The organism is Maricaulis sp. (assembly GCF_034670125.1).
Lineage (GTDB): Bacteria > Pseudomonadota > Alphaproteobacteria > Caulobacterales > Maricaulaceae > Maricaulis.
Genome location: NZ_JAXMOC010000005.1, coordinates 114,766 through 137,149 on the forward strand (window position 1 = coordinate 114,766; position 22,384 = coordinate 137,149).

Consider the following 22,384-nt stretch of genomic DNA (forward strand, 5'->3'; position numbering starts at 1 on the left):
CGACGATCGGACGGTTCGGGGGGGGGCATGGCCGACTTGATCACCTATGTGCTCGCCATCATTGGCGTAATGGGATGCGTTCTGACCCTGGTTGGAATCGCCATGCCAAGGCTGGCTGCTGCTGACGGGATCGAAATCCGGTGGGCCGATGCCAGCGCCGAGTCGCTCTTTCGGATCCCGGTCACTGCCGTGCAGAATTTTATCGATTCAACACGCAATGCCTCGGAAGGGACGGCCGCACGGGCCCGCAGTTTCCAGAGCGTCGCGTGGATCGTGATCAGCGTATTTGGCACCGGTTATCTGATTTTCCGGATCGGATACGGAAGCGAGGCCGTCTGGGACCACATGGTGCCGTTGATCGTGATTGTCGGTCTGGGTGTTCTCGCACTGTTTCTCAATCAGGTTTTTGCCCGCAATCTCCACCGCCTCATCGAGCGCGTGAGGCTTGACACGCGGCACGCTGGATTTGTCCGGCACCTTGGGTTTCTCGAGCGCCGGAAAGAGCGGGTGGACAGCTTTGCCGCGCGCGGGGACCTGGATGCAGATGGCCGGAATTACATCAATGCAGAGCGGAGGACTCTGAGGCGCCGGAAGCAGGACACCCAGGCGCGGATCGAACTTGCCGAACGGCGACAGAACGAGCTGGGCGACGTCCCGACACTGGTCGCCAGCAGTCGGGCCGGAACGTTCCGGGTGTTTGTCGTGACGTCCATGGTTGTCGGGGCTCTCGGGTGGTTGTGGTGGCAGAGTTACCTGCCTCTCGTGGCGGGTGTCTTTGATATCCCGATCATGGATGCCCTGCAGACCATTGTGTTGATGATTCCGATCCTGCTGTTCATGTTTCTGTTCCTGCAAACCCTCATCCCGACAACGCAAATCCTGTCGAGCAACGAGCTTTCCGATCAGGACGAGACCGCAGACCCGCTCAACCAGACATCCGTCTTTCTGTTTCTGCTGGGCATCTGCCTGTCGCTCGCCCTGACTTTTTCCGCCCTTGCGCTGGGGAGCTTTCTGGAGCCGATGGCCCCTCTGCCACAAATGCTTCAGCTGGTTGTGTGCAACGCGATTTTTGATGGCCTCACACTCATGCTGACCATTCGGGTCCTGCAGTTTGCCACCCGGGGCGCTTTCAGGCGCGGTTCTTCAGATATCGTGGCCTCGTTGAAAGTGTTGGTCGCCATTGTCGTTGACATCGGCATCGCGGCCGGGCTCGCATTCCTCAGCCTGTATATCGGATTGTTCGGATCGGAGTTCCAGGTCAGCGCGGTGGAAGCCTTGCGGGTCCTGGTGGGGCAAGCGCCGAATGGCGAGGGCCTTGAGTTCGGTCCCTATTTCTGGGTCATGCATACCGCTTTCATCCCGACTGCGATGTACCTTCTCGGTTTGGTCTTGCTCATCCTGATGAAGCTGATCGCCACGGTTTTCTACAACGTGTTCAGCGGTCGTTTCGGGCGGGCCATTCCGGCGACGGGTACCTTGTTGATGACGGTGTCCGCCATGGGCGGATACCTGCTCTATCTCGGTGATCGGCATCATTGGTTCGGGGGCGGGTAGGCTTGGCGCACGGAGGGAAATAGGGCTCATGGACTTCAATGGGATTGAACTGGCGGCGATGGGGTTGGCTGCCATGGCAGTGCTGGTCATTGCTGTCGCCTTAGCTGTCGTGGTCGCCATGCGACGGGGCAGAACCTTGCCGACGGACGTCCTCGACAAGACCCGACGGGCCCGCGAACGCAGCTATCATCAAGCCGAAAAGGACCTGGCCTCCTTTCGCCGAGATATCCGCAAATCCCATCGCAATGGTGCGGTCATCATCGATCTGGTGTGTGATTTGGGTGATCAATGGGAGGATCGGGCTGCGCCGCGGTACATCACCCACGAGCAGGCAATTCAGGCCCAACAAAGCCTGCACCCGTTGATGGCGCTAAAAAGCCGGAAACGGCTCCCGACCCTGGTCATTATCCTCCATACCTTCGGAGGCTATTCGCTCGCGGCCCAGCTGATTGCCTCTGCAGTCCATGCCTATGAAGGCCCGAAGGTCGCCTATGTTCCGTACATAGCGATGTCGGGCGGAACGAAAATCGCCCTGGCAGCCGAGAAGATCGTGATGGGACCGACCGCGTGTCTCGGCCCGATCGATACGCAACATGGCGGAATTTCCAATCGAAATCTCCAAGCCCTGCGCGGCGATGAAAAACTGCCTGCGATCCCGCCCAACTTTCTGGTGGCGATGTATGAGGCCGAAAAATTCGATAGTTTCGCGCTCGATCACGCGGAAAAGATCATCCACCCCAATCACACGCGAAGTGGCAAAAAGCCGGATGTGGCGCGTTTCCTGGCATCGGGCGAGTGGTCCCACAGCCGACCGATCTACATGTCCGAAGCGATCGATGCGCTGGGGCTGAATGCGGTCTCTCCCTGTCCGGCATCGGTGCTCGGCTATGTGGACGCCCGAATCCGGATGATCGACACGCAAATCGAACGGGAGGCGAAAGCGCCTCCTGCTTCGGCTGTGGCCACGCCTGACGATGGTCCGGCGTCGAGCGACAGCGCACTGAAACTCAGGGTGACCGCCTAGCAGCGGATCGGACTAACCGCCCATCGATGTCCGGGCGAGGACCACGATGTAGCCGACATAGCCGGCGAACAGCAGCGCGCCGAGGAGGCGGCTGATCGGTTGCTTGGCGAGGATGATGCCGGCAATCACGACGCTGGCACCCAGCATCACCCAGAAGTCGAGTCCGAAGAAGGACTCCGGTACCGGCAGGTCGGCGCCGGCCATCGAGGTCGCAATGCCGGTCGCACCCCCGACCGCGAAGACGTTGAAGATGTTCGAGCCAAGCACATTGCCGATGGCCAGATCCGCCTGGCGACGGACCGAGGCCATGACCACTGTGGCCAACTCCGGCAGCGAGGTGCCGAAGGCGACCGCGGTCAGCCCGATGATTGCGTCATCAACGCCCAGGTCGGCGGCAGCGGCGGTGCCGCCGGTGACGATCATCTGGGCACCGATCGGCAGTCCCACGAGGCCGATCAGCAGGGAGCCGAGAATGGTTGGCAGGGATTTGGGCAGACCGTCCATGTGTTCCAGGTCGGTCAGTTCCGCGATGGCCGGATCGTCGGTCTTGCCGCCGGCCAGGACCGCCAGCAATACAACGTATCCGATGATCAGGGCGAACAGGATGTAGCCCTCGGTCGCCGAGATGCTGCGATCCCAGCTGAAGGCGATTATGATGACCGCCGCGCCGAGCGCGAAGATCGCATTGCGCCGCACGCCTGGCGTGGTCGTCGCGATGGCGCCGAACATCGCCGGCAGGCCGAGTATCAGCAGGAAATTGGCAATGTTGGAGCCGACGATATTGCCAAGCGCCAGTCCCGGTGCGCCGGACAGGGCGGACTGGATCGACACCACCAGTTCCGGCGCCGAAGTGCCGAAAGCGATGATCGTCAGTCCGACCAGCAAGGGCGGCAGGCGCCACAGGCGGGCCAGGGCCGCACCGCCGCGGACCAGCAAATCCCCGCCAAACAGCAGGAAGATGATGCCGACCAGAATCAGCGCGATATAAGCGGGAGCACCCATGCCTTGGCGGACCGTCGGTTCGCGGACTAGTCGAGGCGGCGGTATTCGATGAGATTGAGAAGGCCGAACAGGCCGGCCACGAGGCCGATAGCGATCAGAGCGTACATGAGAAAATTCCCCAAAACGGCTTGCATTGGCCCCGTACATAACCCGCCGACGCGGGACTGGCTAGCGGGTGTTGCGGCATGAACTGGCGACAGCGTTTCGAGCCCGTTGTGCGGCCATTCATGCAGGCGTTCTGGCGCCTGTCGCGCGGTACGACGCTGGGTGTCCGTGGCATTGTGGTGCGCGCAGACGGACACATTGTGCTGGTCCGCCACACCTATGTCGGCGGTTGGCATCTGCCTGGCGGCGGTGTCGAAAGGGGGGAAAGCGTTCGCGATGCACTGATCCATGAGTTGCGGGATGAGGCGGGTGTCGCGGTGCACGGTGTCGACGTGATCCAGGGCATCCATGCCAATCACAAACGGTTTCGCGGTGATCATGTCGTTGTCTGTGTGGTGCGGGAGTGGGCGGCGTGCGAGAGCGACGCGGCCGGCGAGATTGCCGAAACTGGCTGGTTCGACCCGGCGGCTCTGCCGTCCGGCACCACAGCCGCGACCCGCGCCCGGATCGCGGAATTTCTGGGTGAGGCCGGGATTGCCGACACCTGGTAGGCCCGCGATCCGGAGAGTTGCGGTGTACCGGATCTGACTGACACGAAGCGAGGGGAATCGGGCCGGTCAGTCCGGTACACCGCGGGGCGCACGCTGACGACATTAGGTGGCCCGGTGTGAACGCCAGCTGACACCCGTCGACCAGATTTTGCCTTGAATGTGGCTTCAATTGGGGACAAGTGCGGCAAAATCCCTAGGATAAGGGAGACAGGAGCCTCTATCCGGACCGATTCGAATGAAAACGACGCCAGGTGGCGATACCTATCTTCGAACCTCGACGGGCGATGACGAGCCGAAATCGGCGCTTCAGCGTCTGACCGATACCGATGGCTGGGTGGGTCAGGTCCTGCCCGGCCTGGTCGCCGTGACCTGCATATTCGTCGTTGCCCTGGCGGTCATGGCCGGCGAAGGACGGTTGATGTCCTCGGCCCGCGAAACCAATTTGCGGACACTGGAAACCGTTCTGCGAAACACGCGGCAGCGCTTCGAATTGTGGGCGCAATCGCGGGAAAATGATGCCCGCGTCTGGGCCGAGACCGGGCGTTTGCGCTCCGCTCTGGAAGGACTGTCCAGCGCACCCGTCCCGGCCGCCCTGGCGGCCTCGCCGGACCAGGAATGGTTGCGCGACACGCTGGGGCCCTGGCTGACGGAATACGGGTATCGCGGCTTCATCGTGATCGCGCCGAACGGGACCACCCTGGCCTCGATGCGGGATGACGATCTGGGCCAACCGTCACTGGTGCTCGATCTGGTCAATGCCGACCGGCTGGCCTCGACCGGCGTGGTTCTGACGCGGCCGCATATCGTCGACCTGGTGGACGTCACCGATTCGATCGAGGGCGCGGTTGCCGAGGAAATCCTCATGTATGCCGTCGCAGCCGTGCGTGAGGGCGACGCGCTGCTCGGGTATCTGGCGCTGCGGATTGACCCCCTTTCGGAATACACCGCAACCTTCGGCGTCGGGCGGACCGGCGTCTCCGGCGAGACCTTCGCCATTGACCGGGACGGCCGACTGCTCACCGAAACCCGCTATGGCGAGGAACTGGTCGAGGCCGACCTTCTGGTCGCTGGCCATCCATCCATACTGCATGTCGAGGTCCGCGATCCGGGCGTCGACGTCACGATGGGGGGCATTCCCGCCCGTCCCTATGCCGACTGGCCGCTGACAGTTGCAGCCCGGGGGGTCACGACCGAGGGGCAGGGGCACAACCTGCAAGGCTATCGCGATGTGCGCGGTGTTCTTGTCATGGGGGCCTGGGACTGGGATCCAGCCCGTGATTTCGGCATTATCACCGAAGTGGAACTGGCCGAGGCCATGGCCGGTGCCAACCAGGCGCGGGCCGTCTTGCGGGTGTTCGCGGTCGCGATGGCGCTGTCCTTCATCCTGCTGGCTGTCCTGTTCAGTGCCCACCGCTCGATTACCCGCCGCCGCGCCCAGGACACCCACGAGGCCAATCAGCGGCTGTCCCAGATCCTGATGACCGCGGCCGAAGGGATTTACGGCATCGATGGCGACGGCGTGATCACCTTCATCAATCCGCGGGCCTGTTCGATGCTGGGCTATCGCGAAGCCGAACTGATCGGCAAGGACATGCACGCCATCGTCCATCATTCTCGCCGCGACGGGTCGCTGTTTCCGCGGGAGGAATGTCCGATCCATTGCGCCGGCGTGCCGGCGGAATCGCCGGATGGCGACGTGTTCTGGACAAAGAGCGGCCAGCCCATTCCGATCGAGTCGGCCTCGTCGCCGATCGACCCCGAAGACAAGTCCATTGGTGCGGTCGTCACCTTCCGCGACGTCACCAACCGCAAGCGTGACGAGCTGGCCCTGCGCCGCTACGCCCAGGAGCTGAAGCGCTCGAACTCGGAATTGCAGGAATTCGCCTACGCGGCATCGCATGACCTGCAGGAGCCCCTGCGCAAGATCCAGGCCTTTGGCGAGCGCCTGAACAACAAGTGCTATGACGCGCTGGATGAAACCGGGCGGCATTATCTGGAACGCATGGTCGATGCCTCGACCCGGATGCGCCGGCTGATCGATGACCTGTTGAGCTATTCGCGGGTCAATTCGAAGACCACCAATTTCCTCGCCGTCGACCTGTCGGCGGTTGTTGCCGATGTGCTGTCCGACCTCGAGCCGCGAATCAATGCCGAGGATGCGAGGATCCGGGTCAGCGATCTGCCTGCAATCGAAGCGGATCCGGGGCAGATGCACCAGCTCTTCCTCAACCTGCTGGCCAATGCCCTGAAGTTCCGCCGGCCGGGCGTGCAGCCCTCCATCTCCATCGAAGGCAGCGTCGAGGTGGGCGAGAACGGGGCCATGGCGCGCATCGCTGTGGCTGACAATGGCGTCGGCTTCGAGCCGCGCCATGCGGAGCGGATTTTCGGCATGTTCGAGCGTCTGCATGGCCGTGACGAGTTCGACGGAACCGGTGTCGGCCTGGCGACCTGTCGCAAGATCGCCGAACGCCATGCCGGCGAACTGACCGCTTGGGGTGAGCCGGATGCCGGCGCCGTATTCACACTGTTGCTGCCGGTGCGGCAGGGCAGCGTGATGTAGTGCGATCATGCCGACCCAGGACAGGCCATGAGTGACCCCGACCCCGCCTTTGAGCGATATGCGCCGATCGGTATCGGTATCGCGGCCGGATTGCTCGGGCTGGTCCTGCTTGTGCCACTTCTGGCTTCGCCCGGACCGCAGCTGGCGGACCTTGTCCTGCTCGGTCTGGGTGCGATGGCGGTGGTCTGTCTTGTGGCAATCGCGGTGGTGGCGATCCGCCGGTCCGTGCAGCGTCAAAAATCGGCCAAGGCGCTGGCATTGCGGGTCGATGACCTCAACCTGTTTGTCGTGGCGTCACGACACGATTTGCGCGAGCCCCTGCGCAAGATCATCACCTTCGGCGAGCGGCTGCGCGAAAGCCTGGGGTCGACAGCCGATGCCCGCCAGGACCGCTATGCCGAGCGTATGGCCGATGCCGCCGAACGCATGCAGGGCCTGCTCGACGAGTTGACGGCGCACAGTCGCATCCATGATGGCGCGCTGGTCACCGAAGCTTTTCCGGTCCGGACGGAGCTCGCCGGTGTTCTGGACGGCCTCGCAGCCGAGCTGGAGGCGTGTGGTGGTCAGGTCGCGCTTGGCGAGCTGGGCGACATCCGGGCGAACCGGGCGCAGTTTTCTGCCTTGTGCCGGATCCTGCTTGGCAATGCGATCCAGTATGCCGCCAAGGACCGGCCGCTCGCGGTGTCGGTGGACCGTGAGACCGGACCGGACGGAACCACCCAAATCCGGTTCAAGGACAATGGGATCGGCTTCGATCCCGCCAACAACGAACGCATTTTCGCGCCACTGGTGCGGCTGCATGCACGCGATGCCTATCCGGGCACCGGTATCGGCCTGGCAATCGCGCGGAAGATTGCCCACCGACACGGTGGACAGTTGATTGCGCACGGAGAATCCGGAATTGGCGCGACCTTCACCTTGATCTTGCCGCGCCAAAAGGCGAGTTTGTATCAAGACGATCCCAAATCAACGCTCCAACCGGGTTGAGGCTGTCATCATGAGCGACGAAAACCGGCTTTTCACCATCCTGATGGTCGATGACGACCCGGATGACAGGTTGCTGTTCAAGGAAGCGTGCGAGGAAGTGCGCTTGCGCAACCCGCTCGACTTTCTCGAGAATGGCGAGCAGCTGGTCGATTATCTCAAACGGCGCGGCTCCTATGCCGATCTCGCCGGAACGCCCTTCCCGGGGATCATCCTGCTTGACCTGAACATGCCGCTGAAGGATGGCCGCGAGGCGCTTGAGGAAATCAAGGCCGATGCCGAGCTGCGCCACATTCCGGTGATCGTGCTGACCACGTCCAAGGACGAGGATGACATCCTGTCCAGCTACGGGCTGGGGGCTTCCTCCTATATCGTCAAACCGATTTCTCTCGACCGGCTGATGCGGGTGGTCAATTCGATCGGCGAGTACTGGGTGCAGATTGTCGAAGTACCGTCGACCGAGGGCGATACCGACGATATCTGACCGGATCTGATTCGGGTTTCCCCGTGCAGGCGAATTTGCTAGCCTCCGGTTCTGCCGGGGGGCGAAGTCGGGTCTGTGTGATCCGCAATTCGGGGAATTACCATGAAACATCTTCTTGTGGCCGGTCTGGCCTGTACGCTGTTGGCGTCGCCGGCCCTGGCCGAGGGCATGAGCAACGCCATCGGGCACTCCGTGCGCGTGACCGCCGGCGAGCAATCCTTTGACGCCTGGTTCAATGCCGATGGCAGCTATAGCGACAGCCGTGGCCTGACCGGCACATGGACCTATGAGGGTCAGCTGTGCATCCAGGTCATGACCGAGACCGGTCCGAACGAGAATTGCGGCCCGTGGAATGAGAGCCTCACGGCGGGCGAAAGCTGGGTCACCGACGGCTGGTCGGCCGACGGCAGCGCGCTGACCGTCCAGATCATCGCCGGATAAACACCGGAAGCGTCAACTCGAACAGTCCGGGGTAGCGGTCGTGATGCGCGACTCCGACCCCGGCTGTTTCGCGCCTCAAGCGACCGCAGGCGACGGCGCCGCGGTTTCCGGCTAACATCCCGCCCACAGGTCGCCGGTCCGGGGCGGTGGCGAGGGGAAGATCATGTTGCTTGCGCGTCTGTCCAAGATTTCCGCGACACTTTTCGTGTCGATGATCATGGCCATGGTCATGCTGGTCATGCTGTGGTTCTACGCAGCGGACTGGCTGAGCTGGGTGCAGGACGGGGCCGACCTGATCGAGGACCTGATCGCCTCCATCCCGCTGGAAGACCGGTACAATAATTTCGTCCGCCTGTTCGCCAGCGACGACAAGATCGTGCTGCTGATCTTCACCGTCATCGCCCGCATCCTGCTGGCGCTCGTCGGCAGCAGCTTCACGGCACTGACCGGTGGCAATGACCGCTACAAGGTCAAGGAACCCGGTCTGATCAGTCAGGTTTCGTCGATGATGGCGACGCTCTTCCTGTCCTTCATCGTGGCCATCATCATGCTGGCCGTGATCTCGATCGCGGCGGAGGGCGTGTTGCACAGCCTGTTGGACGCGGCCGATTGGGTTGAAGACCAGCTGGCCCGCCTGCCAATCGGTGGTCGCTGGCGCGCCGGTGTCCGCTTTGCCGTCTCCGACGACAAGATCGTGCTGTTGTTCTTCACCATCATCGCCCGCTTGCTGATTGCGGTCGTGGCAACCGGTTTCAGCCGGGCGATCGGCGGCGGCCAGCCGGAGATCGTCGGACCCAAGGCGTAGGTCCGGGCTAGCGCGACAGGCGCTCCGCCAGGAAGGGCAGCGACACATCCATCCGGTAGTCGATGGAGGAATGGGTGTCGGGGAATTCCTCATAGCGGTGTTCGACACCCAGGGCGGTCAGCTTGCGGGTCATGCGGCGGGCGCCATAGAGCAGGTTGTACTGGTCGACATCGCCGCAATCGATCATCAGCGCCTTGAGCTGTTTGAGACGCTCGCCATGACGGTCGGCCATCTCCAGCGGATCCCATTTCATCCATTCCGCCCAGCGTTCAGGGATGATCTCGCACGTGTCCATGGTGACCGGCAGGCTCATGCCCAGATAACCGCGCGGGTCCGGGTCATAGGTGGCCCCCATCGCCAAGGTCATCAGCGCATGCAGGTCGTCGCCGGAGACTTTCGGGGCCGCTTCAAAGGCCTCCATGAAGCTGCGGATCGTACCGCCATGCTTGTCGATGCGGCGCAGGGTGTGGGCGAAATCGGAGGCAAAGGAGAGCTCAAAGCCCATATCGCCGGAATGGCACACCGCGCCGGCCCAGATATCCGGATGCATCATGGCGTGCATGATGGCGCCATAACCGCCGGATGATTTGCCGAACACGCCGCGATGACCGGTGCCGCCACAGCCGAAGCGGCTCTCGATGGCCGGCAGCATTTCCTCGATCAGGAAATCGTCCCAATTGCCCATCGCCGCCGAGTTGACATACTGGTTCCCGCCCAGCCGGGTGAAACAGTCGGGGAAGGCGATCACCGCCGGCTTCATGACGCCGGTCGCAATCAGGCGGTCCGCCCGCTCGGGCACGTTCTCTCCGAAATTCTTCCACGCGACATGGCCCAGGCCCGAACCGGTAAAGCCGACCAGGTCGACCAGCAGGGGCAGGCCTTGCCCGTCATGCCCGGCGGGTACAAAGACATCGACCCGGCGCCGCAGGGGATCTCCCAGCCGGTTGTTGGCAATCGCCTCGCTGTCGACGAATATCGTGTGCATCTGCCCTTTGGGCAGGGTGTGGTCGCTGTGCATGATCAGGTTCCCCGGTCGGTAGGCGGTCAGGTTAGGATGTGTCGCGCCCGTGGCAAATGGTTGAGCTGCGGCGGCAAAGCGGGCAAGTCTCTGCCCCATGAGCGATACCAAACACTACATCTCGGCCAATGGCCTCCTTGAAGACAGCTTCCGTCTGGCCCGCCAGATCCTCGACAGCGGCTTTCGTCCGACCCATATCGTCGGCGTCTGGCGCGGCGGGGCGCCTGTCGGCATTGCCGTGCAGGAATACCTCGCCCGTTGTGGCCTCGAGACCGACCATATCGCCATCCGGACCGCCTCCTACACCGGCATCGACCAGCAGGAACGCAATGTGCGGGTCTATGGAGAGGGTTATCTGGTCGACACGCTGGATGCGGATCACCGCTTGCTGATTGTCGATGACGTCTACGACAGCGGGCGCTCGATCGCGGCCGTGCTGAGGGTGTTGCGGGCCAAATGCCGGCGCAATTTTCCCGACGATGCCCGTATCGCCACGGTCTATTACAAGCCGCTGCGCAATACGACCGACCTGACGCCGGATTATTTTGTCCACGAAAGTGACGAGTGGCTGGTCTTCCCGCACGAGATTTGCGGTCTGTCCCCGGACGAGCTGGCCGCCAAGGGCTTGCCGGAAGACCTGCTCCCAGGGGGTGGCGCAAGGGTGACCGCCTCATGAAGCCAACCGTGCCGCTGCCCTACTGGCTGGCCCTGGGCCTGATGGTGTTGGAGACAGGCTATGTGCTGTGGAATGTGGCGCTCGACCTGATCATCCGCATCCTGCCCTCCAGCCATCAATATCTCGACCCGGACCTGGTCGCGTTCATCCGTTCGGTCAGCTGGTTTCAGGACACGGTTTTCTTCCTCGCCGCCGCGGCGGCCTGTGTGGCCGTCTGGTTGTTCCTGGGGCGTTCAGTCTGGGTGCTGGCGGCCTATGGTGCCCAGGTATTCCTGTCCAAGGCCGATTGGCTCATGTCCGGTTTCAACGGCGTCGAGATGTTTACGACCCAAGGCTATATCAGCCTGACTTACCAGACCGTGGTGATGGGCCTGTTGATCTGGCTGTCCTATCGAGAAACGCTGGACTGAGCGACCGCCGCGAGCCCGATCAGTCCTCGTCGAGACCGATATCGAAGTTTGGCGCCGAATGGGTCAGCGCGCCGACCGAGATCACGTCGACCCCGGTTTCGGCAATGCCGCGCACCGTATCCAGATTGACCCCGCCAGAGGCTTCCAGCGTGACCTTGCCCTTGGCCGCCGCGACGGCGGCGCGCAGGTCATCCAGAGAGAAATTGTCGAGCAGGACGCTTTCTGCGCCGGCTGAAATCGCGGCGTCGAGCTGGTCGAGCCGGTCCACCTCGACGGCGATCCGCGTCATGTGGCCAGCACTTTTGCGGGCGGCCTCGACCGCCTGACGCACGCCGCCGCAAACAGCGACATGATTGTCCTTGATCAGGATGGCGTCATCCAGGCCGAAGCGATGCAGAGCACCGCCGCCGGCTTGCACCGCCTGCAGCTCGAAGGCACGAAAGCCCGGCGTGGTTTTGCGGGTATGGGCGATGCGGGTGCCGGTGCCTTTCACCACATCGACATAGGCGCGGGTCAGGGTGGCGACACCGCTCATCCGCCCCATGAAGTTGAGGGCGATGCGCTCCGCCGCGAGGAGGCCGCGGGCCCGGCCGGTCACCGAGATCAGCACATCGCCTGGCTTGACCGTATCGCCGTCTTCCATCTGCGGGCTGACCAGGGCTTCGGGATCACATTGCCAGATCGCCGCCAGCGCTGGCTGGAAGCCGCAGACCACACCGGCTTCGCGGGCGTTGAAATAGAATTTGGCCTCGGCCTTGGCCGGAATACAGGCCAGCGAGGTGACATCACCGCGCCCGCCCTGGTCTTCGGCAATCGCACGAGCCACGGCGTCGTTCACCACATGGCGGGGCAGGGGCAGGATGGCGGGCATGGCGGTCGTCCTATTCAGCCGGACCGGTGAGGGCCGCGGGCGCCAGCTCCGGCGCGGCAAGATCGTCGAGGCGCAGCGCGCTATGGCGCGCCTCCTCGAGTGTTTGTGGGCAATCCGTGCGGAAATGACCACCCCGGCTTTCACGCCGGTTCAGCGCACCCGTCACGATGAAGCGCGCCGCGACCAGCGCATCCGCCTCGCCATGCTCGCGCCGCATCCTGTCGATCAGCACCGCCAGTTCGCTCAGCCCGGCCGCGCTCCGCTCTACCCCGCAATGGCGCGACATGGCCTGGCGCAGACGCAGGAGAGCGAGGGGTGGCAAGCTGGGGCTTCCCCCGCCTGCGGGGGAAGTGGGCCAGCGCAGCGAGGTCGATGGGGGGGAGTCCGCCACGACCAAGCCCCCTTCCGTCGGGCTGCCGCCCGCCACCTCCCCCGCAGGCAGGGGAGGCGCAACACGGGCAAACCGCGCCGCACTCACCAGCCCCTCAGCCAGCGAGTTCGACGCCAGCCTGTTCGCGCCGTGCAGGCCGGTGGCGGCGCACTCGCCGATCGCAAACAGGCCGGGGACTGAGGTGCGACCATCAACATCGGTCGCAACACCGCCCATATGATAATGCGCCGTCGGGGCAACCGGGATCGGCTCTATAAGCGGATCGATGCCGGCTCGCTGGCAGGCGGCGAAGACCGCCGGGAAACGCTCCGGGAAGGCCTCGCCCACAGCCTCGCGGCAATCGAGGAAAGCGCCTTTTCCCGCCGCGTTCTGGCGATGCACGGCGCGAGCGACGACATCGCGCGGGGCCAGCTCGGCGTCGGCGTGGATGGCCTTCATGAAGCGGTGGCCGGTCTTGTCGACCAGGATCGCCCCCTCGCCGCGCAGGGCTTCGGTGCACAGGGGCGCCGGATCGAGACCGGCATTGAGCGCGGTCGGATGGAATTGCACGAATTCCGGGTCGCGGATCACGGCGCCCAGACGGGCTGCCATGGCCATGGCCTGGCCTTGCGCGATCGCCGGTGTGGTGGTCAGCGCGAACAGGCCGCCGGCGCCGCCCATGGCGAGCAGGGTGGTGTCAGCCTCGAGGGATTGAATCTGGCCATCCGGGCCTTGCGCAATGGCACCGGTGCAGGCGTTCACGTCACCCAGCAGGGAGACCGCCTTCCAGCCATCGCGGATCACGATATGATCAGCGGTGCGAACCGCCTCGATCAGGGTCGCCATGATCGCGGCGCCCGCGCCATCGCCCTTCACCCGTGCGACCCGGTGCCGGGAGTGAGCCGCTTCGCGCGACAGCGACCAGTCAGAACCATCCCGCTCGAACGGCGCGCCCAGCGCTGCCAGCTCTGCGACTTCTGCCGCCGCCCCCGTCGCCAGAGCCAGCGCCGCGTTGCGATCCACCAGTCCGGCGCCCGCCGCAATCGTGTCCCGCGCATGCAGGTGCGGCGTGTCATCGCCAGCCAGCGCCGCCGACACCCCGCCTTGCGCCCAACCCGACGCCGCGCCTTCACCCAGCGGCGCACCGGTCAACAGGATCACCGGCCGCGGGGTAAGCTTCAGTGCCGCCCAAAGACCGGCGATGCCGGCGCCGCAAATAAGGGTGGGGCGGGTCATCGGGTTCAGATCACAACCAGATCTACACGCTTTTCCGGCTTGGTCGGGTCAAAGCTGGCAGGCTTGGCCGGCTTGGGCAGGTCCAGCATGGCCTGGACGGAGGCGCGGGCGCCTTCGATGACGTCGTCGGGGACAGTCACTTCGTGCTGTTCCAGACGCAGGCAGTCATAGATGTTTTCCAGCGTGATCCGCTTCATGTGCGGGCACAGATTGCAGGGGCGGATGAACTCGACCTCGGGCACGTCGGCGGCGACATTGTCGCTCATCGAGCATTCGGTCAGAAGGACGGCCTTTTTCGCACCGCTATCCTTGGCCCAGTCGGCCATGGCGGCGGTCGAGCCGGCGAAATCGGCGGCCTGAACGACTTCCAGCGGGCTTTCCGGATGGGTGATGATGACCACGCCGGGATGGGCGTCGCGCAGGTCCTGGATGTCCTGGGCCGTGAATTGCTCATGGACTTCACAAGCGCCGGCCCAGGTCAGGATTTTGACATCGGTCTGGGCGGCGACATTCTTGGCCAGATATTGGTCGGGCAGGAGGATGACGGTGTCACTGCCCAGGCTCTCGACCACCTGCACGGCGTTGGAGCTGGTGCAGCAGATATCGCATTCCGCTTTGACGTCCGCCGAGGTGTTCACATAAGTCACCACCGGCACGCCGGGATAGGCGGCCTTGATGCGGCGCACATCCTCGCCCGTGATCGAGCTCGCCAGCGAACAGCCGGCGCGGGTGTCGGGGATGAGGACGGTCTTTTCCGGGGCCAGGACCTTGGCGGTTTCGGCCATGAAGTGGACGCCGGCCTGGACGATGATGTCGGCGTCGCTCTGTGCCGCCATGCGGGCCAGCGCCAGGCTGTCGCCCATCAGGTCGCCAACGCAGTGGAAAATGTCCGCCGTCATGTAATTGTGGGCGAGGATGACCGCGTTCTTTTCTTTTTTCAGCTGGTTGATGGCGTGGATGAGCGGGGCCTTGGCCGGCCACTCCATCGGCGTCACGACATGGCTGACCTTGGCGTAGAGATGGTCCGTCGCGGCCTTGACCTCGTCGGTATAGGCGAGTTCAGGCCGATCCTGATCAAAGGCCACAAGCGTGCCGTCAAAGTTCATCCGGTCCATTTTTCCCTCACTTTTGCTCAAATCGAGCATATCCAGGGTCTGAAAAGAGGCGATGGCTGGAGGGCCATCACCCGGAACGCGGCTTATGCTCGAAATGAGCTTAACCGTGACACCGGTATATGCTCACTATGAGCATTGCGCAAGGTCAAAGCGTGAATGGCGGTCAGAAAGGAGCGGGACTTTCAAAGCTGACCGGCGCGCCGCCGTCGGGATGGCGAAAGCCGAGGCGTTCGGCATGCAGGCAGAGCCGGTCGCTGGCAGCGAGGGCGTCGGCCGGGGCATAGAGATTGTCGCCCAGGATCGGGTGACCCAGATGCAGCATGTGGACGCGCAGCTGGTGACTGCGCCCGGTCAGGGGGGTCAGGCGGATCCGGCTCACGCCGTCGGCGACCTCCAGCACGTCCCAGTCGGTGACGGCATTGCGACCGCGCTCATGGCAGATCATCTGGCGCGGACGGTTGGGCCAGTCAGTGATGATCGGCTGGTCGACGCGTCCGGTGGCTTGCGACATCTCGCCCTGGACGATCGCGATATAGGATTTCGTCGTCATCCGCTTTTCGAATTGCTTGCCGATATGCGCCTGGGCGTGGCCGGTCAGGGCCAGCACGATGACGCCGGACGTGTCCATGTCGAGCCGGTGGATGATGCGGGCAGACGGGAAATCGGCCCGGGCCCGCGCCTCCAGACAGTCGGCCCGCTCCGGCCGGTTGCCGGGCACGGTGAGCAGGCCGGTCGGCTTGTCGATGACCAGGATGTGCGCGTCGGCATGGATGATGGGCAGCGGGCCGGCAGGCGGCGGCTTGTATTCGAACGGGCGCGGTGCGGCGGCGCTTGCGGCGTCAGACACCGGTCTCAACCCTCTTTCAGACGCGGTGTCGACAGGCCCAGCGAGGGCAGGCCGGCGAGCGCTTCGCGGCGATAGCGGAACAGTTCGGCTGGACGGCCACCGGTGGCGCTCTCCACCTTGCCGGTGCCTTCGACAAAGCCGGTCCGGTCCAGCGCGCGGCGGAAATTCTGCTTGTGCAGGCGATAGCCGACGACCGCTTCGACCACCTGTTGCAGCGCCGACAGGGTGAAGACTTCGTCCATCAACTCGAACACCACCGGGCGGTATTTGATCTTGCCGCGCAGGCGCGAAATGGCGGTCGCCAGGATGCGGCGATGGTCCGACGCCATCGCCTGACCCAGACCCGGCGCCACCAGGTTTGGCTCGGTCTGGCCGTCACGGGCGGCCTCCTCGACCAGCCCGGCTTCGTAGAGCAGTTCATAGCGATCCAGCGCCCGGCCTTCCTGCCAACCGCCGGGATTGAGGCCGAAGCATTGTTTGATCCGGTCATGGCAGGAGGCGCGGCGCCCTGGCCCGCCGGCTTCATCGGCCCAGGCCGACAGGCGCGGCAGGATCTGGCTGTCGATGATGCCGGGGCGGCCGTCGCGCCAGTCTTCCCACGGGAAGAAGCGATACCAGCCGCGCCACTGGCCGCCGCCTTCGGGCGGATCGGAGACATTGGGCGTCAGCGCCAGATAGCCGATCGAGATGATGCGGTCGTCTTCCGAGCCGGTCATCGCCGCGACCGGCGCCTCGCGGCCACGATCGCCGAACGTATAGAGCTGTTCGACATAGCCCAGCTGGAAGCGGGCCTGCTCGTCGACCCAGCGCCTCAGCCCGATCTCCAGCGTGCGGTGCTCGGTCGGGTCGAAGGGACCGAAGGGCAGGGCTTCACCTCCGCCCGGCTGGGGCACGATCAGGACCTGTGGCACATCGCCATCGACCGCCAGGATGACCGCGTTGAGGCCGACCGAGAGGGCGAGGCCCGCTGTCACTTGCGGCCAGCCTCGAAGGCCGCCAGCACGGTCTCGAACCGATCCAGGAACAGGATCTGGGCTTGTTTGACGGGCAGCGGCTTGATGGCGATCTCCAGTCCGGCCGGGGGACGGCCGAAGAATTTCACGGATTCGCCATGGCTGAAACCGGCGATCTGGGTCGCTTCGAAATAGGCACAGATCACATCGGCCCGCTTGATCTTGCGCTTGACCTCGACGGGGAGTTTCGCGGGCAGGCCGAAGCGCAGCTGGATCGCCGCCTCGAGCCGGTCCTCGAAGGCGCGGTAATTGACACCCAGCGCCGCCTTGAACGGGCTGATCATGTCACCGATGACGTATTCCGAAGCATCATGCAGAAGGGCGGCGACACGCCATTTGTCCTCGATGCCCGGGTAGAGAAAGTCGAGAATCTCCAGCACCACGACCGAATGCTCGGCAACGGAAAAGGCGTGATCGCCGGCGGTCTGTCCGTTCCAGCGCGCCACCCGTGCCAGACCATGGGCAATGTCCTCGATCTCGACATCAAAGGGGGACGGATCGAGCAGGTCCAGCCGCCGACCGGAGATCATCCGCTGCCAGGCACGCGGGGCTTCTTTGGCTTTGCTCGTCTTGGCAGCAGCAGGCATGTCATCCATCTCGTCAGCGTCTTGCGGGCAGGGGAAATAGCAGAGAAGCGCCGCCGGGACCAATCCTGGCACCGCATTGTCCACACCTCCTGCGCGGCCATGCCGCACCGCTCCGGATTGACGTGGCCGGAAATGGGGCGCGAAATAGCCTTATCAAATATAAGGAGATAGGACATGGGTCTGACACGCGTGGTCCTGCGGCTGGGCCGCAACCCCAAAGCCGGTTTCCCGGAAGGCGATGACGCGCATGGCTATGTCGTGGTGGCGCCGCTGGACAGGGATGGCCGGCTCGACCTTGAGCTCTGGCGCGCCAACAAGGCCGCCTGCACGGTCGACCGCTTCTCGCCCGACCCGGACGACAAGGCCGATGGCTGGCTGTCACATCGTGGCAGCCACTGGTTCTTCCGCTATGACGAAGAGGATGAAGGGCCGGATGAGCCGGTGTACCGGCTTGGTGATCACACCATGCGGGTCGGCGAATACCTCACCATCCACGAAGCCGATGGCGATGATTTGACCTATCGGGTGACCGAGACCGTGTCGGTTTAGGCCGCGTCAGTCCCGCGACCACAACTCCATCAGCGCCTGGTTTATGAACGGGTGCTCTCGGCCCTCCACGTGTTCTACCAAGAGGCCGAGGCGTGACGCTCACGACCCCCGTTTGTCTCGCTGGACCTTGAATTCACTACCCAATTCTGCCAGAAAAACGAACAGAATTTGCTATCGATCGGCCCGGATCAGGGGGGTGGGTTACCAGCACCGCAATTTGGGGCCATCCCAGAAAGGGAACCTGTGTACATGAAGCTTTCGAGCCGAAACTTTGTATTGAGCGCCTTCTTGGTTTCCCTGGCTATTCCTGCCGCTGCGCAATCGCAATCTCGCGCAGACACAATTGAGTACCTTGTCAGGCAGTGCGTCAGCTATCCATTTGCGCGCACGGGGACTACCGCCCGAGGGGAAACGCGGACTCACGACCCGCGTTCATTTACATTTCTAGATGAGAATTTCGGCATACTTGAAGCCACGACGGCCGACAATGTGAGCTTCAGTATTCCGCTTTCAGAGGTGCAGTTTTCCATGGTTGGGCGCGGAGTGACGTTCAGCGTAAACGAGAATGGGTACTCCAGTAGGTATGACGTTGATGTCGTCAAGGTCAGCTGTAGCGATGGAGGCGGATGCGTCAGCTACGTGGATCGATATGACGGTCAAGTGAGCACCGGAAGCCTGGCGGTTGCTATGCTGCCTTGCCGTCAGGCGGAACGCGCCGTCAACGCACTCGAACACTTGCAGGAGACCACGTCCGATCCATTCCAGTAGGATGAGCAGTGGAGCAAGCGTGAAAAACGGGGGCCGCCCTGCGCGCGGCGACGGGTGTGACGCAGGATGGGGACATGTCCCTTGGTAACGTCCACGGCGTCTCGTCTCCGCACGCTTTCGCGCCGGAAGTGGGAGGGAACGGGATGTCGGCGGACACCGGGGTGTCCTGTTGGTGGTCTGCGGTGTCCGTGATGTCCTCGACATCCCGTTCTCGGAGTTTTCCCGGGCTGTCTCCACCCCGATTCCAATGCGACAGGTAGATGGGGTCGGTCGTTTAGTGCCCCGCGACCTGGTCGCACGCCCTGCCGGAGCTTTGGACTGTCACATCCAAGGCGCGGACAGGCTCCGCTCGCTTCCGGGCACAAGTGACTGAGCTCGTGCCTCCCGTCCCGAAAACCAAAGCCATTATGGGTTGGCGGGAGATGGGTGGGGATAAGTTTTCGCGGATTTTAGCTGACACGCACTTTCCCTCTCCCTCGGGAGAGGGTCAGGGTGAGGGGTAAATCCCGGTGAAAGCAGGAAAATTCCCCCTCATCCGGCCTCCGGCCACCTTCTCCCAGGGGAGAAGGAAAGGCGTGCGCAACGGGGACAAGTGGCGTTCAGGAGGGCACGCCAGGCGCTCTGATCGGTGCGGCAAATCGGCGTTACTGGCAGGCGGGGCTCATGGGCGGCGGGCGCTGATGACATGGGTGCCGGAAATCCGGTCGTAGAGGGTCCGCCCGCCGCCGAAGAACAGCATCAGGATGAAGAGTGCGACGGCAAGGTTCGAAGCCATGGCCAGTGTCAGGTTCGGCATCGGCATGGGGTCGAGAAGGGGACGCCCGGGCACATGCCAGATCGCCGCGTGCGCCAGCTCCCAGGGCAGGAGTTTGATCGCATTGCGGATCGCCACCCGGCCGCGCGACAGGCGCTCGCCGTTGGTCGCGACAATCCTGACGCCCAGCAGTTTCTTGCCGGGAGTCGCGGCCCAGGGGCTGGCTTCAAAGACCGTGAAATAGAGAAAGACCGGCAAGGTCAGGGTCACGAAACCGATCGCGTGACCGGCTATCTTGCCGCTCGCTTCGGTTGGCACGGCGAGGTCTGACGGCGCGTTGGAATAATTCACCAGGATCAGCAGGCCGATATAGGCCGCGATCACGATGTAGTCGGCGAGAAAGGCCAGGATCCGCTTGATGGCCATGGCAGGGTCTCCGGGTGTTGGTCGCGCCGCCTACTCCTCCGCCACGACCGCCAGGGTCGACAGGTCCGGGCTGATGGCCAGGCGGGTGACGCCGGTCAGCCAGTCGATCGAGCCGATCGGTTCCCAGCCGCCCCAGGCACGCCAGACCAGTCGGTCATCATGCATGGCGATGAAGGTAATGCGGTCGTCCGGCAGGATGGCGACAGCGAAATCCTGGCTGGTGCCGGGCAGGGCGAACATCTCGCGCAGCTCGCCGGTCTGCGTGTTGAGCGCATGGACCGTGTGAATTCCGGCGTCATCGGCCAGCGTCACATAGAGCGCCGGGCCGCGACCGGCGCGGAAGAAGCTGCGACCGGGATTGTCGGCAATGTGGGTGACGGTTTCCGGCGTGGTCGTGCGGTCGATCAGCTGCAGCGTCATCGGTTCACCCAGATGGAAGACCGCGACGGCACTCATGTCACCGGAAAAACCGTAATAGCCGACCGGCGCCAGTGCCTCGGCAGGTTCGCGGGCGCTATTGTCGGGATTGGCCAGATAGGCATTGCCGGCATAGCCGCTGGGCGGCTGGTAGATATAGCTGAGACGGCCATCCGGGGCGATGCGAGGCGAATACTCGCTCTCGCCGGGCGTCTGTGTGACCGGCATGGTCTCACCGGTGGCCAGGTCGAGCCGCCAGATATCGGTCTCGCCGCTCTCGTCGCCGGCCGTGTAGAGCAGTCCGCCATCGCCGGTGAAGAAGGGCTGGTTGTCATAGCCGGCACGGGTGACCCCGCCCAAGCTGGCGCCAAGAACCGGCGCGTCGCCCGACCAGTCAAGCGCGAACAGATGGATGTCCGTGCCGGGCAGTCCCGCGACGTCCTCCTCGCCGGCCTCGTCCCCGGTGGTGTCGACCTGTGCGGTCTCGTCCGGCGTGACGGGCGTCTCGTCCGGCGCCGCCTCGTTTTGCGCAGCGGGGGAACAGGCCGCGACGGCGGCGATCGAAATCAGGCTGAGCCAGGTTTTCATGGGCGTTTCCTTACCGCTGCGGCGCCAACCCCGTAGCCGGCTCCGAAGGCGCACATCACGCCGGTTTCACCGACGGCCATGTCGTCGGAGTGCATCTCGAAATTCATCACCACCGAGGACGAGGAGGTATTGCCGTATTCGTGCAGGATGGCCGGCGCATTGTCCTCGGTGCGGTCGCGCTCGAGGATGCGTTTGGCGATCATGTCGACCATGCGGATATTGGCCTGGTGCAGCCAGGTCCGGCGCACGTCTTCTGGTGCCAGATCAATACTGTCCATCATCCGCCGCGCCACTTGCGGGGCGAAGCCGACCACGTCCTTGAAGACCCGGTGGCCGTCCTGGTCGAGATGCGGGGCGAAATCGGGATCGACCGTCTGTTCGGCGATATTGATGAAGCCATAATCGGAGCGCAGGGCGGAAGACCATTTGTTCTCGGCATGGGTGCCGATCACGTCCCAGCCACCTGGCTTGCCGTCATCGGCCTCGACAATCATCGCCGCCGAGGCGTCGCCGAAGATGAAGTGTACTTCGCGGCGCGAATGGACATTGATGCAGGTCATCAGTTCGGGCGAGCAGACCAGGATGCGCCGGGCCTGGCCGGACATGATCATGCCGTTTGCCATGTGCAGGCCGTAAAGGGCCGAGGCGCAGGCCATGGTCATGTCGAAGGAGAAGCCGGTCGACCCGATGGCCTCCTGGATTTCGCAGGCGACGGCCGGGAAATTGCGTTGCTGGGCAGAGGAGGCGACGATCACGCCGTCAATGTCCGAGCCGTCATAGCCGGCCTTGTCGAGCGCGATGCGGACCGACTTGAGTGCAAACTCGGCCTGGGTCGAGACCTGGTCGATCGGGCGCGGCGGGATGCGCGGTGTCATCGCGTCGATGTCGAGAATGCCGCTCTTCTCATAGACATGTCGGCGTTCGATGCCGGACGCGCCCTTGATGAATTCGCTGGAGGACAGCGGGACTTCCTCGGCGTCGCCTCTGGCAATGGCGTCTGCGTGCTCGGTGTTGAAGCGGGTCGCCCAGGCATTGTAGCTGGCGACGAGCTCGTCATTGGTGATGACGTCGGACGGGACCCAGTATCCCGTTGATCGAATGAGGCTGTTTTTCACGGCGTCGGACTCTGTGCTTGTCCCTGATGGGCTCAGCCTAAAGCATGGACGCCAGCGATCAATCCGCCCTGACATTGCAAGGATGATGCGTTGTCGCCACGAAAACGGGCAGGC

22 protein-coding genes are annotated in these 22,384 nt (G+C 63.7%); 11 read left to right on the plus strand and 11 right to left on the minus strand.

Annotated elements, in window-relative coordinates:
- The first annotated feature begins 27 nt into the window (after window positions 1-27).
- Both VOI18_RS10955 and VOI18_RS10960 read left to right on the plus strand, forming a co-directional pair.
- Window positions 28-1,554 carry a hypothetical protein gene (locus VOI18_RS10955; RefSeq protein ID WP_323762451.1) on the plus strand — a complete coding sequence of 509 codons (1,527 nt, stop codon included), beginning with the start codon at window positions 28-30 and terminating at the stop codon, window positions 1,552-1,554.
- Window positions 1,523-2,578 carry an SDH family Clp fold serine proteinase gene (locus VOI18_RS10960; RefSeq protein ID WP_323762452.1) on the plus strand — a complete coding sequence of 352 codons (1,056 nt, stop codon included), beginning with the start codon at window positions 1,523-1,525 and terminating at the stop codon, window positions 2,576-2,578. The genes VOI18_RS10955 and VOI18_RS10960 overlap by 32 nt, the downstream gene beginning before the upstream one ends.
- 12 nt (window positions 2,579-2,590) lie before the next feature.
- Here the strand turns inward: VOI18_RS10960 and VOI18_RS10965 are convergent, their stop codons facing one another.
- Window positions 2,591-3,580 (minus strand): calcium/sodium antiporter, encoded by a 990-nt coding sequence (locus VOI18_RS10965; protein ID WP_323762453.1) that lies wholly within the window; start codon window positions 3,578-3,580, stop codon window positions 2,591-2,593.
- Between the two features lie 185 nt (window positions 3,581-3,765).
- Here VOI18_RS10965 and VOI18_RS10970 point away from each other — a divergent pair, with 185 nt between their 5' ends.
- The 6 genes from VOI18_RS10970 to VOI18_RS10995 all read left to right on the plus strand — a co-directional run bounded on the left by VOI18_RS10970 (window position 3,766) and on the right by VOI18_RS10995 (window position 9,510).
- The gene (locus VOI18_RS10970; RefSeq protein ID WP_323762454.1) at window positions 3,766-4,236 is read left to right on the plus strand and encodes an NUDIX domain-containing protein; all 471 of its coding nucleotides are present in this window, start codon (window positions 3,766-3,768) and stop codon (window positions 4,234-4,236) included.
- A 235-nt stretch (window positions 4,237-4,471) separates the two neighbouring features.
- Window positions 4,472-6,796, plus strand: a complete 2,325-nt coding sequence (locus tag VOI18_RS10975) for an ATP-binding protein (protein WP_323762455.1) — start codon at window positions 4,472-4,474, stop codon at window positions 6,794-6,796.
- A 27-nt stretch (window positions 6,797-6,823) separates the two neighbouring features.
- Window positions 6,824-7,783 carry a sensor histidine kinase gene (locus VOI18_RS10980; protein ID WP_323762456.1) on the plus strand — a complete coding sequence of 320 codons (960 nt, stop codon included), beginning with the start codon at window positions 6,824-6,826 and terminating at the stop codon, window positions 7,781-7,783.
- Window positions 7,784-7,793: 10 nt separating this feature from the next.
- A complete protein-coding gene (locus tag VOI18_RS10985) occupies window positions 7,794-8,264 on the plus strand; it encodes a response regulator (protein WP_323762457.1) in 471 nt (156 codons plus the stop codon).
- A gap of 102 nt (window positions 8,265-8,366) precedes the next feature.
- Window positions 8,367-8,705 (plus strand): hypothetical protein, encoded by a 339-nt coding sequence (locus VOI18_RS10990; RefSeq protein ID WP_323762458.1) that lies wholly within the window; start codon window positions 8,367-8,369, stop codon window positions 8,703-8,705.
- 163 nt (window positions 8,706-8,868) lie between these two features.
- A complete protein-coding gene (locus tag VOI18_RS10995; RefSeq protein ID WP_323762459.1) occupies window positions 8,869-9,510 on the plus strand; it encodes a hypothetical protein in 642 nt (213 codons plus the stop codon).
- Between the two features lie 7 nt (window positions 9,511-9,517).
- On the opposite strand, the gene VOI18_RS11000 is transcribed toward VOI18_RS10995, so the two are convergent.
- On the minus strand, window positions 9,518-10,528 hold the full coding sequence (locus VOI18_RS11000; RefSeq protein ID WP_323762460.1) for an alpha/beta hydrolase: 1,011 nt from the start codon (window positions 10,526-10,528) through the stop codon (window positions 9,518-9,520).
- Window positions 10,529-10,625: 97 nt separating this feature from the next.
- Between VOI18_RS11000 and VOI18_RS11005 the strand changes: the two genes are divergently transcribed.
- Window positions 10,626-11,204 (plus strand): phosphoribosyltransferase, encoded by a 579-nt coding sequence (locus VOI18_RS11005; RefSeq protein WP_323762461.1) that lies wholly within the window; start codon window positions 10,626-10,628, stop codon window positions 11,202-11,204.
- Complete coding sequence (locus tag VOI18_RS11010; protein WP_323762462.1) at window positions 11,201-11,614, plus strand: hypothetical protein; 414 nt, start codon at window positions 11,201-11,203, stop codon at window positions 11,612-11,614. Before VOI18_RS11005 ends, VOI18_RS11010 begins: the two co-directional genes overlap by 4 nt.
- A gap of 19 nt (window positions 11,615-11,633) precedes the next feature.
- On the opposite strand, the gene nadC is transcribed toward VOI18_RS11010, so the two are convergent.
- The 6 genes from nadC to VOI18_RS11040 all read right to left on the minus strand — a co-directional run bounded on the left by nadC (window position 11,634) and on the right by VOI18_RS11040 (window position 17,653).
- Window positions 11,634-12,485, minus strand: a complete 852-nt coding sequence (gene nadC / locus VOI18_RS11015; protein ID WP_323762463.1) for a carboxylating nicotinate-nucleotide diphosphorylase — start codon at window positions 12,483-12,485, stop codon at window positions 11,634-11,636.
- Window positions 12,486-12,495: 10 nt separating this feature from the next.
- Entirely contained in the window at window positions 12,496-14,091 is a 1,596-nt protein-coding gene (locus VOI18_RS11020; protein ID WP_323762464.1) for an L-aspartate oxidase, read from the minus strand.
- A 5-nt stretch (window positions 14,092-14,096) separates the two neighbouring features.
- Window positions 14,097-15,236 (minus strand): quinolinate synthase NadA, encoded by a 1,140-nt coding sequence (gene nadA, locus VOI18_RS11025; RefSeq protein WP_416374878.1) that lies wholly within the window; start codon window positions 15,234-15,236, stop codon window positions 14,097-14,099.
- Window positions 15,237-15,369: 133 nt separating this feature from the next.
- Window positions 15,370-16,053, minus strand: coding sequence for an RluA family pseudouridine synthase (locus VOI18_RS11030; protein WP_323762466.1), 684 nt, complete (start codon window positions 16,051-16,053; stop codon window positions 15,370-15,372).
- Window positions 16,054-16,058: 5 nt separating this feature from the next.
- Window positions 16,059-17,027: an NUDIX hydrolase gene (locus tag VOI18_RS11035; RefSeq protein WP_323762467.1), complete on the minus strand. Its 969-nt coding sequence runs from the start codon at window positions 17,025-17,027 to the stop codon at window positions 16,059-16,061.
- Window positions 17,024-17,653 carry an HD domain-containing protein gene (locus VOI18_RS11040; protein WP_416374883.1) on the minus strand — a complete coding sequence of 210 codons (630 nt, stop codon included), beginning with the start codon at window positions 17,651-17,653 and terminating at the stop codon, window positions 17,024-17,026. Before VOI18_RS11040 ends, VOI18_RS11035 begins: the two co-directional genes overlap by 4 nt.
- Window positions 17,654-17,827: 174 nt before the next feature.
- On the opposite strand from VOI18_RS11040, the gene VOI18_RS11045 reads away from it, so the two are divergent.
- The gene (locus tag VOI18_RS11045; RefSeq protein WP_323762469.1) at window positions 17,828-18,202 is read left to right on the plus strand and encodes a hypothetical protein; all 375 of its coding nucleotides are present in this window, start codon (window positions 17,828-17,830) and stop codon (window positions 18,200-18,202) included.
- Between the two features lie 1,429 nt (window positions 18,203-19,631).
- On the opposite strand, the gene VOI18_RS11050 is transcribed toward VOI18_RS11045, so the two are convergent.
- Genes VOI18_RS11050 through VOI18_RS11060 form a run of 3 tightly spaced genes read right to left on the minus strand, consistent with a single transcriptional unit; the run spans window position 19,632 to window position 22,270 of the window.
- On the minus strand, window positions 19,632-20,150 hold the full coding sequence (locus tag VOI18_RS11050) for an RDD family protein (protein ID WP_323762470.1): 519 nt from the start codon (window positions 20,148-20,150) through the stop codon (window positions 19,632-19,634).
- 30 nt (window positions 20,151-20,180) lie between these two features.
- Window positions 20,181-21,155: a hypothetical protein gene (locus VOI18_RS11055; RefSeq protein WP_323762471.1), complete on the minus strand. Its 975-nt coding sequence runs from the start codon at window positions 21,153-21,155 to the stop codon at window positions 20,181-20,183.
- A complete protein-coding gene (locus tag VOI18_RS11060) occupies window positions 21,152-22,270 on the minus strand; it encodes a beta-ketoacyl-ACP synthase III (RefSeq protein WP_323762472.1) in 1,119 nt (372 codons plus the stop codon). The genes VOI18_RS11055 and VOI18_RS11060 overlap by 4 nt, the downstream gene beginning before the upstream one ends.
- Between the last annotated feature and the right edge of the window lie 114 nt (window positions 22,271-22,384).

What these genes read in the sequence shown, in the direction of transcription:
- VOI18_RS11010 (WP_323762462.1), top strand. Translation starts at nt 11,201, where the DNA reads ATGAAGCCAACCGTGCCGCTGCCCTACTGGCTGGCCCTGGGCCTGATG.
- VOI18_RS10980 (WP_323762456.1), top strand. Translation starts at nt 6,824, where the DNA reads ATGAGTGACCCCGACCCCGCCTTTGAGCGATATGCGCCGATCGGTATC.
- VOI18_RS10985 (WP_323762457.1), top strand. Translation starts at nt 7,794, where the DNA reads ATGAGCGACGAAAACCGGCTTTTCACCATCCTGATGGTCGATGACGAC.
- VOI18_RS11050 (WP_323762470.1), bottom strand. Translation starts at nt 20,150, where the DNA reads ATGGCCATCAAGCGGATCCTGGCCTTTCTCGCCGACTACATCGTGATC.
- nadA (WP_416374878.1), bottom strand. Translation starts at nt 15,236, where the DNA reads ATGCTCGATTTGAGCAAAAGTGAGGGAAAAATGGACCGGATGAACTTT.
- VOI18_RS10990 (WP_323762458.1), top strand. Translation starts at nt 8,367, where the DNA reads ATGAAACATCTTCTTGTGGCCGGTCTGGCCTGTACGCTGTTGGCGTCG.
- VOI18_RS10970 (WP_323762454.1), top strand. Translation starts at nt 3,766, where the DNA reads ATGAACTGGCGACAGCGTTTCGAGCCCGTTGTGCGGCCATTCATGCAG.
- VOI18_RS10965 (WP_323762453.1), bottom strand. Translation starts at nt 3,580, where the DNA reads ATGGGTGCTCCCGCTTATATCGCGCTGATTCTGGTCGGCATCATCTTC.
- VOI18_RS11020 (WP_323762464.1), bottom strand. Translation starts at nt 14,091, where the DNA reads ATGACCCGCCCCACCCTTATTTGCGGCGCCGGCATCGCCGGTCTTTGG.
- VOI18_RS11005 (WP_323762461.1), top strand. Translation starts at nt 10,626, where the DNA reads ATGAGCGATACCAAACACTACATCTCGGCCAATGGCCTCCTTGAAGAC.
- nadC (WP_323762463.1), bottom strand. Translation starts at nt 12,485, where the DNA reads ATGCCCGCCATCCTGCCCCTGCCCCGCCATGTGGTGAACGACGCCGTG.
- VOI18_RS10955 (WP_323762451.1), top strand. Translation starts at nt 28, where the DNA reads ATGGCCGACTTGATCACCTATGTGCTCGCCATCATTGGCGTAATGGGA.
- VOI18_RS10975 (WP_323762455.1), top strand. Translation starts at nt 4,472, where the DNA reads ATGAAAACGACGCCAGGTGGCGATACCTATCTTCGAACCTCGACGGGC.
- VOI18_RS11045 (WP_323762469.1), top strand. Translation starts at nt 17,828, where the DNA reads ATGGGTCTGACACGCGTGGTCCTGCGGCTGGGCCGCAACCCCAAAGCC.
- VOI18_RS11055 (WP_323762471.1), bottom strand. Translation starts at nt 21,155, where the DNA reads ATGAAAACCTGGCTCAGCCTGATTTCGATCGCCGCCGTCGCGGCCTGT.
- VOI18_RS10995 (WP_323762459.1), top strand. Translation starts at nt 8,869, where the DNA reads ATGTTGCTTGCGCGTCTGTCCAAGATTTCCGCGACACTTTTCGTGTCG.
- VOI18_RS11040 (WP_416374883.1), bottom strand. Translation starts at nt 17,653, where the DNA reads ATGCCTGCTGCTGCCAAGACGAGCAAAGCCAAAGAAGCCCCGCGTGCC.
- VOI18_RS11000 (WP_323762460.1), bottom strand. Translation starts at nt 10,528, where the DNA reads ATGCACAGCGACCACACCCTGCCCAAAGGGCAGATGCACACGATATTC.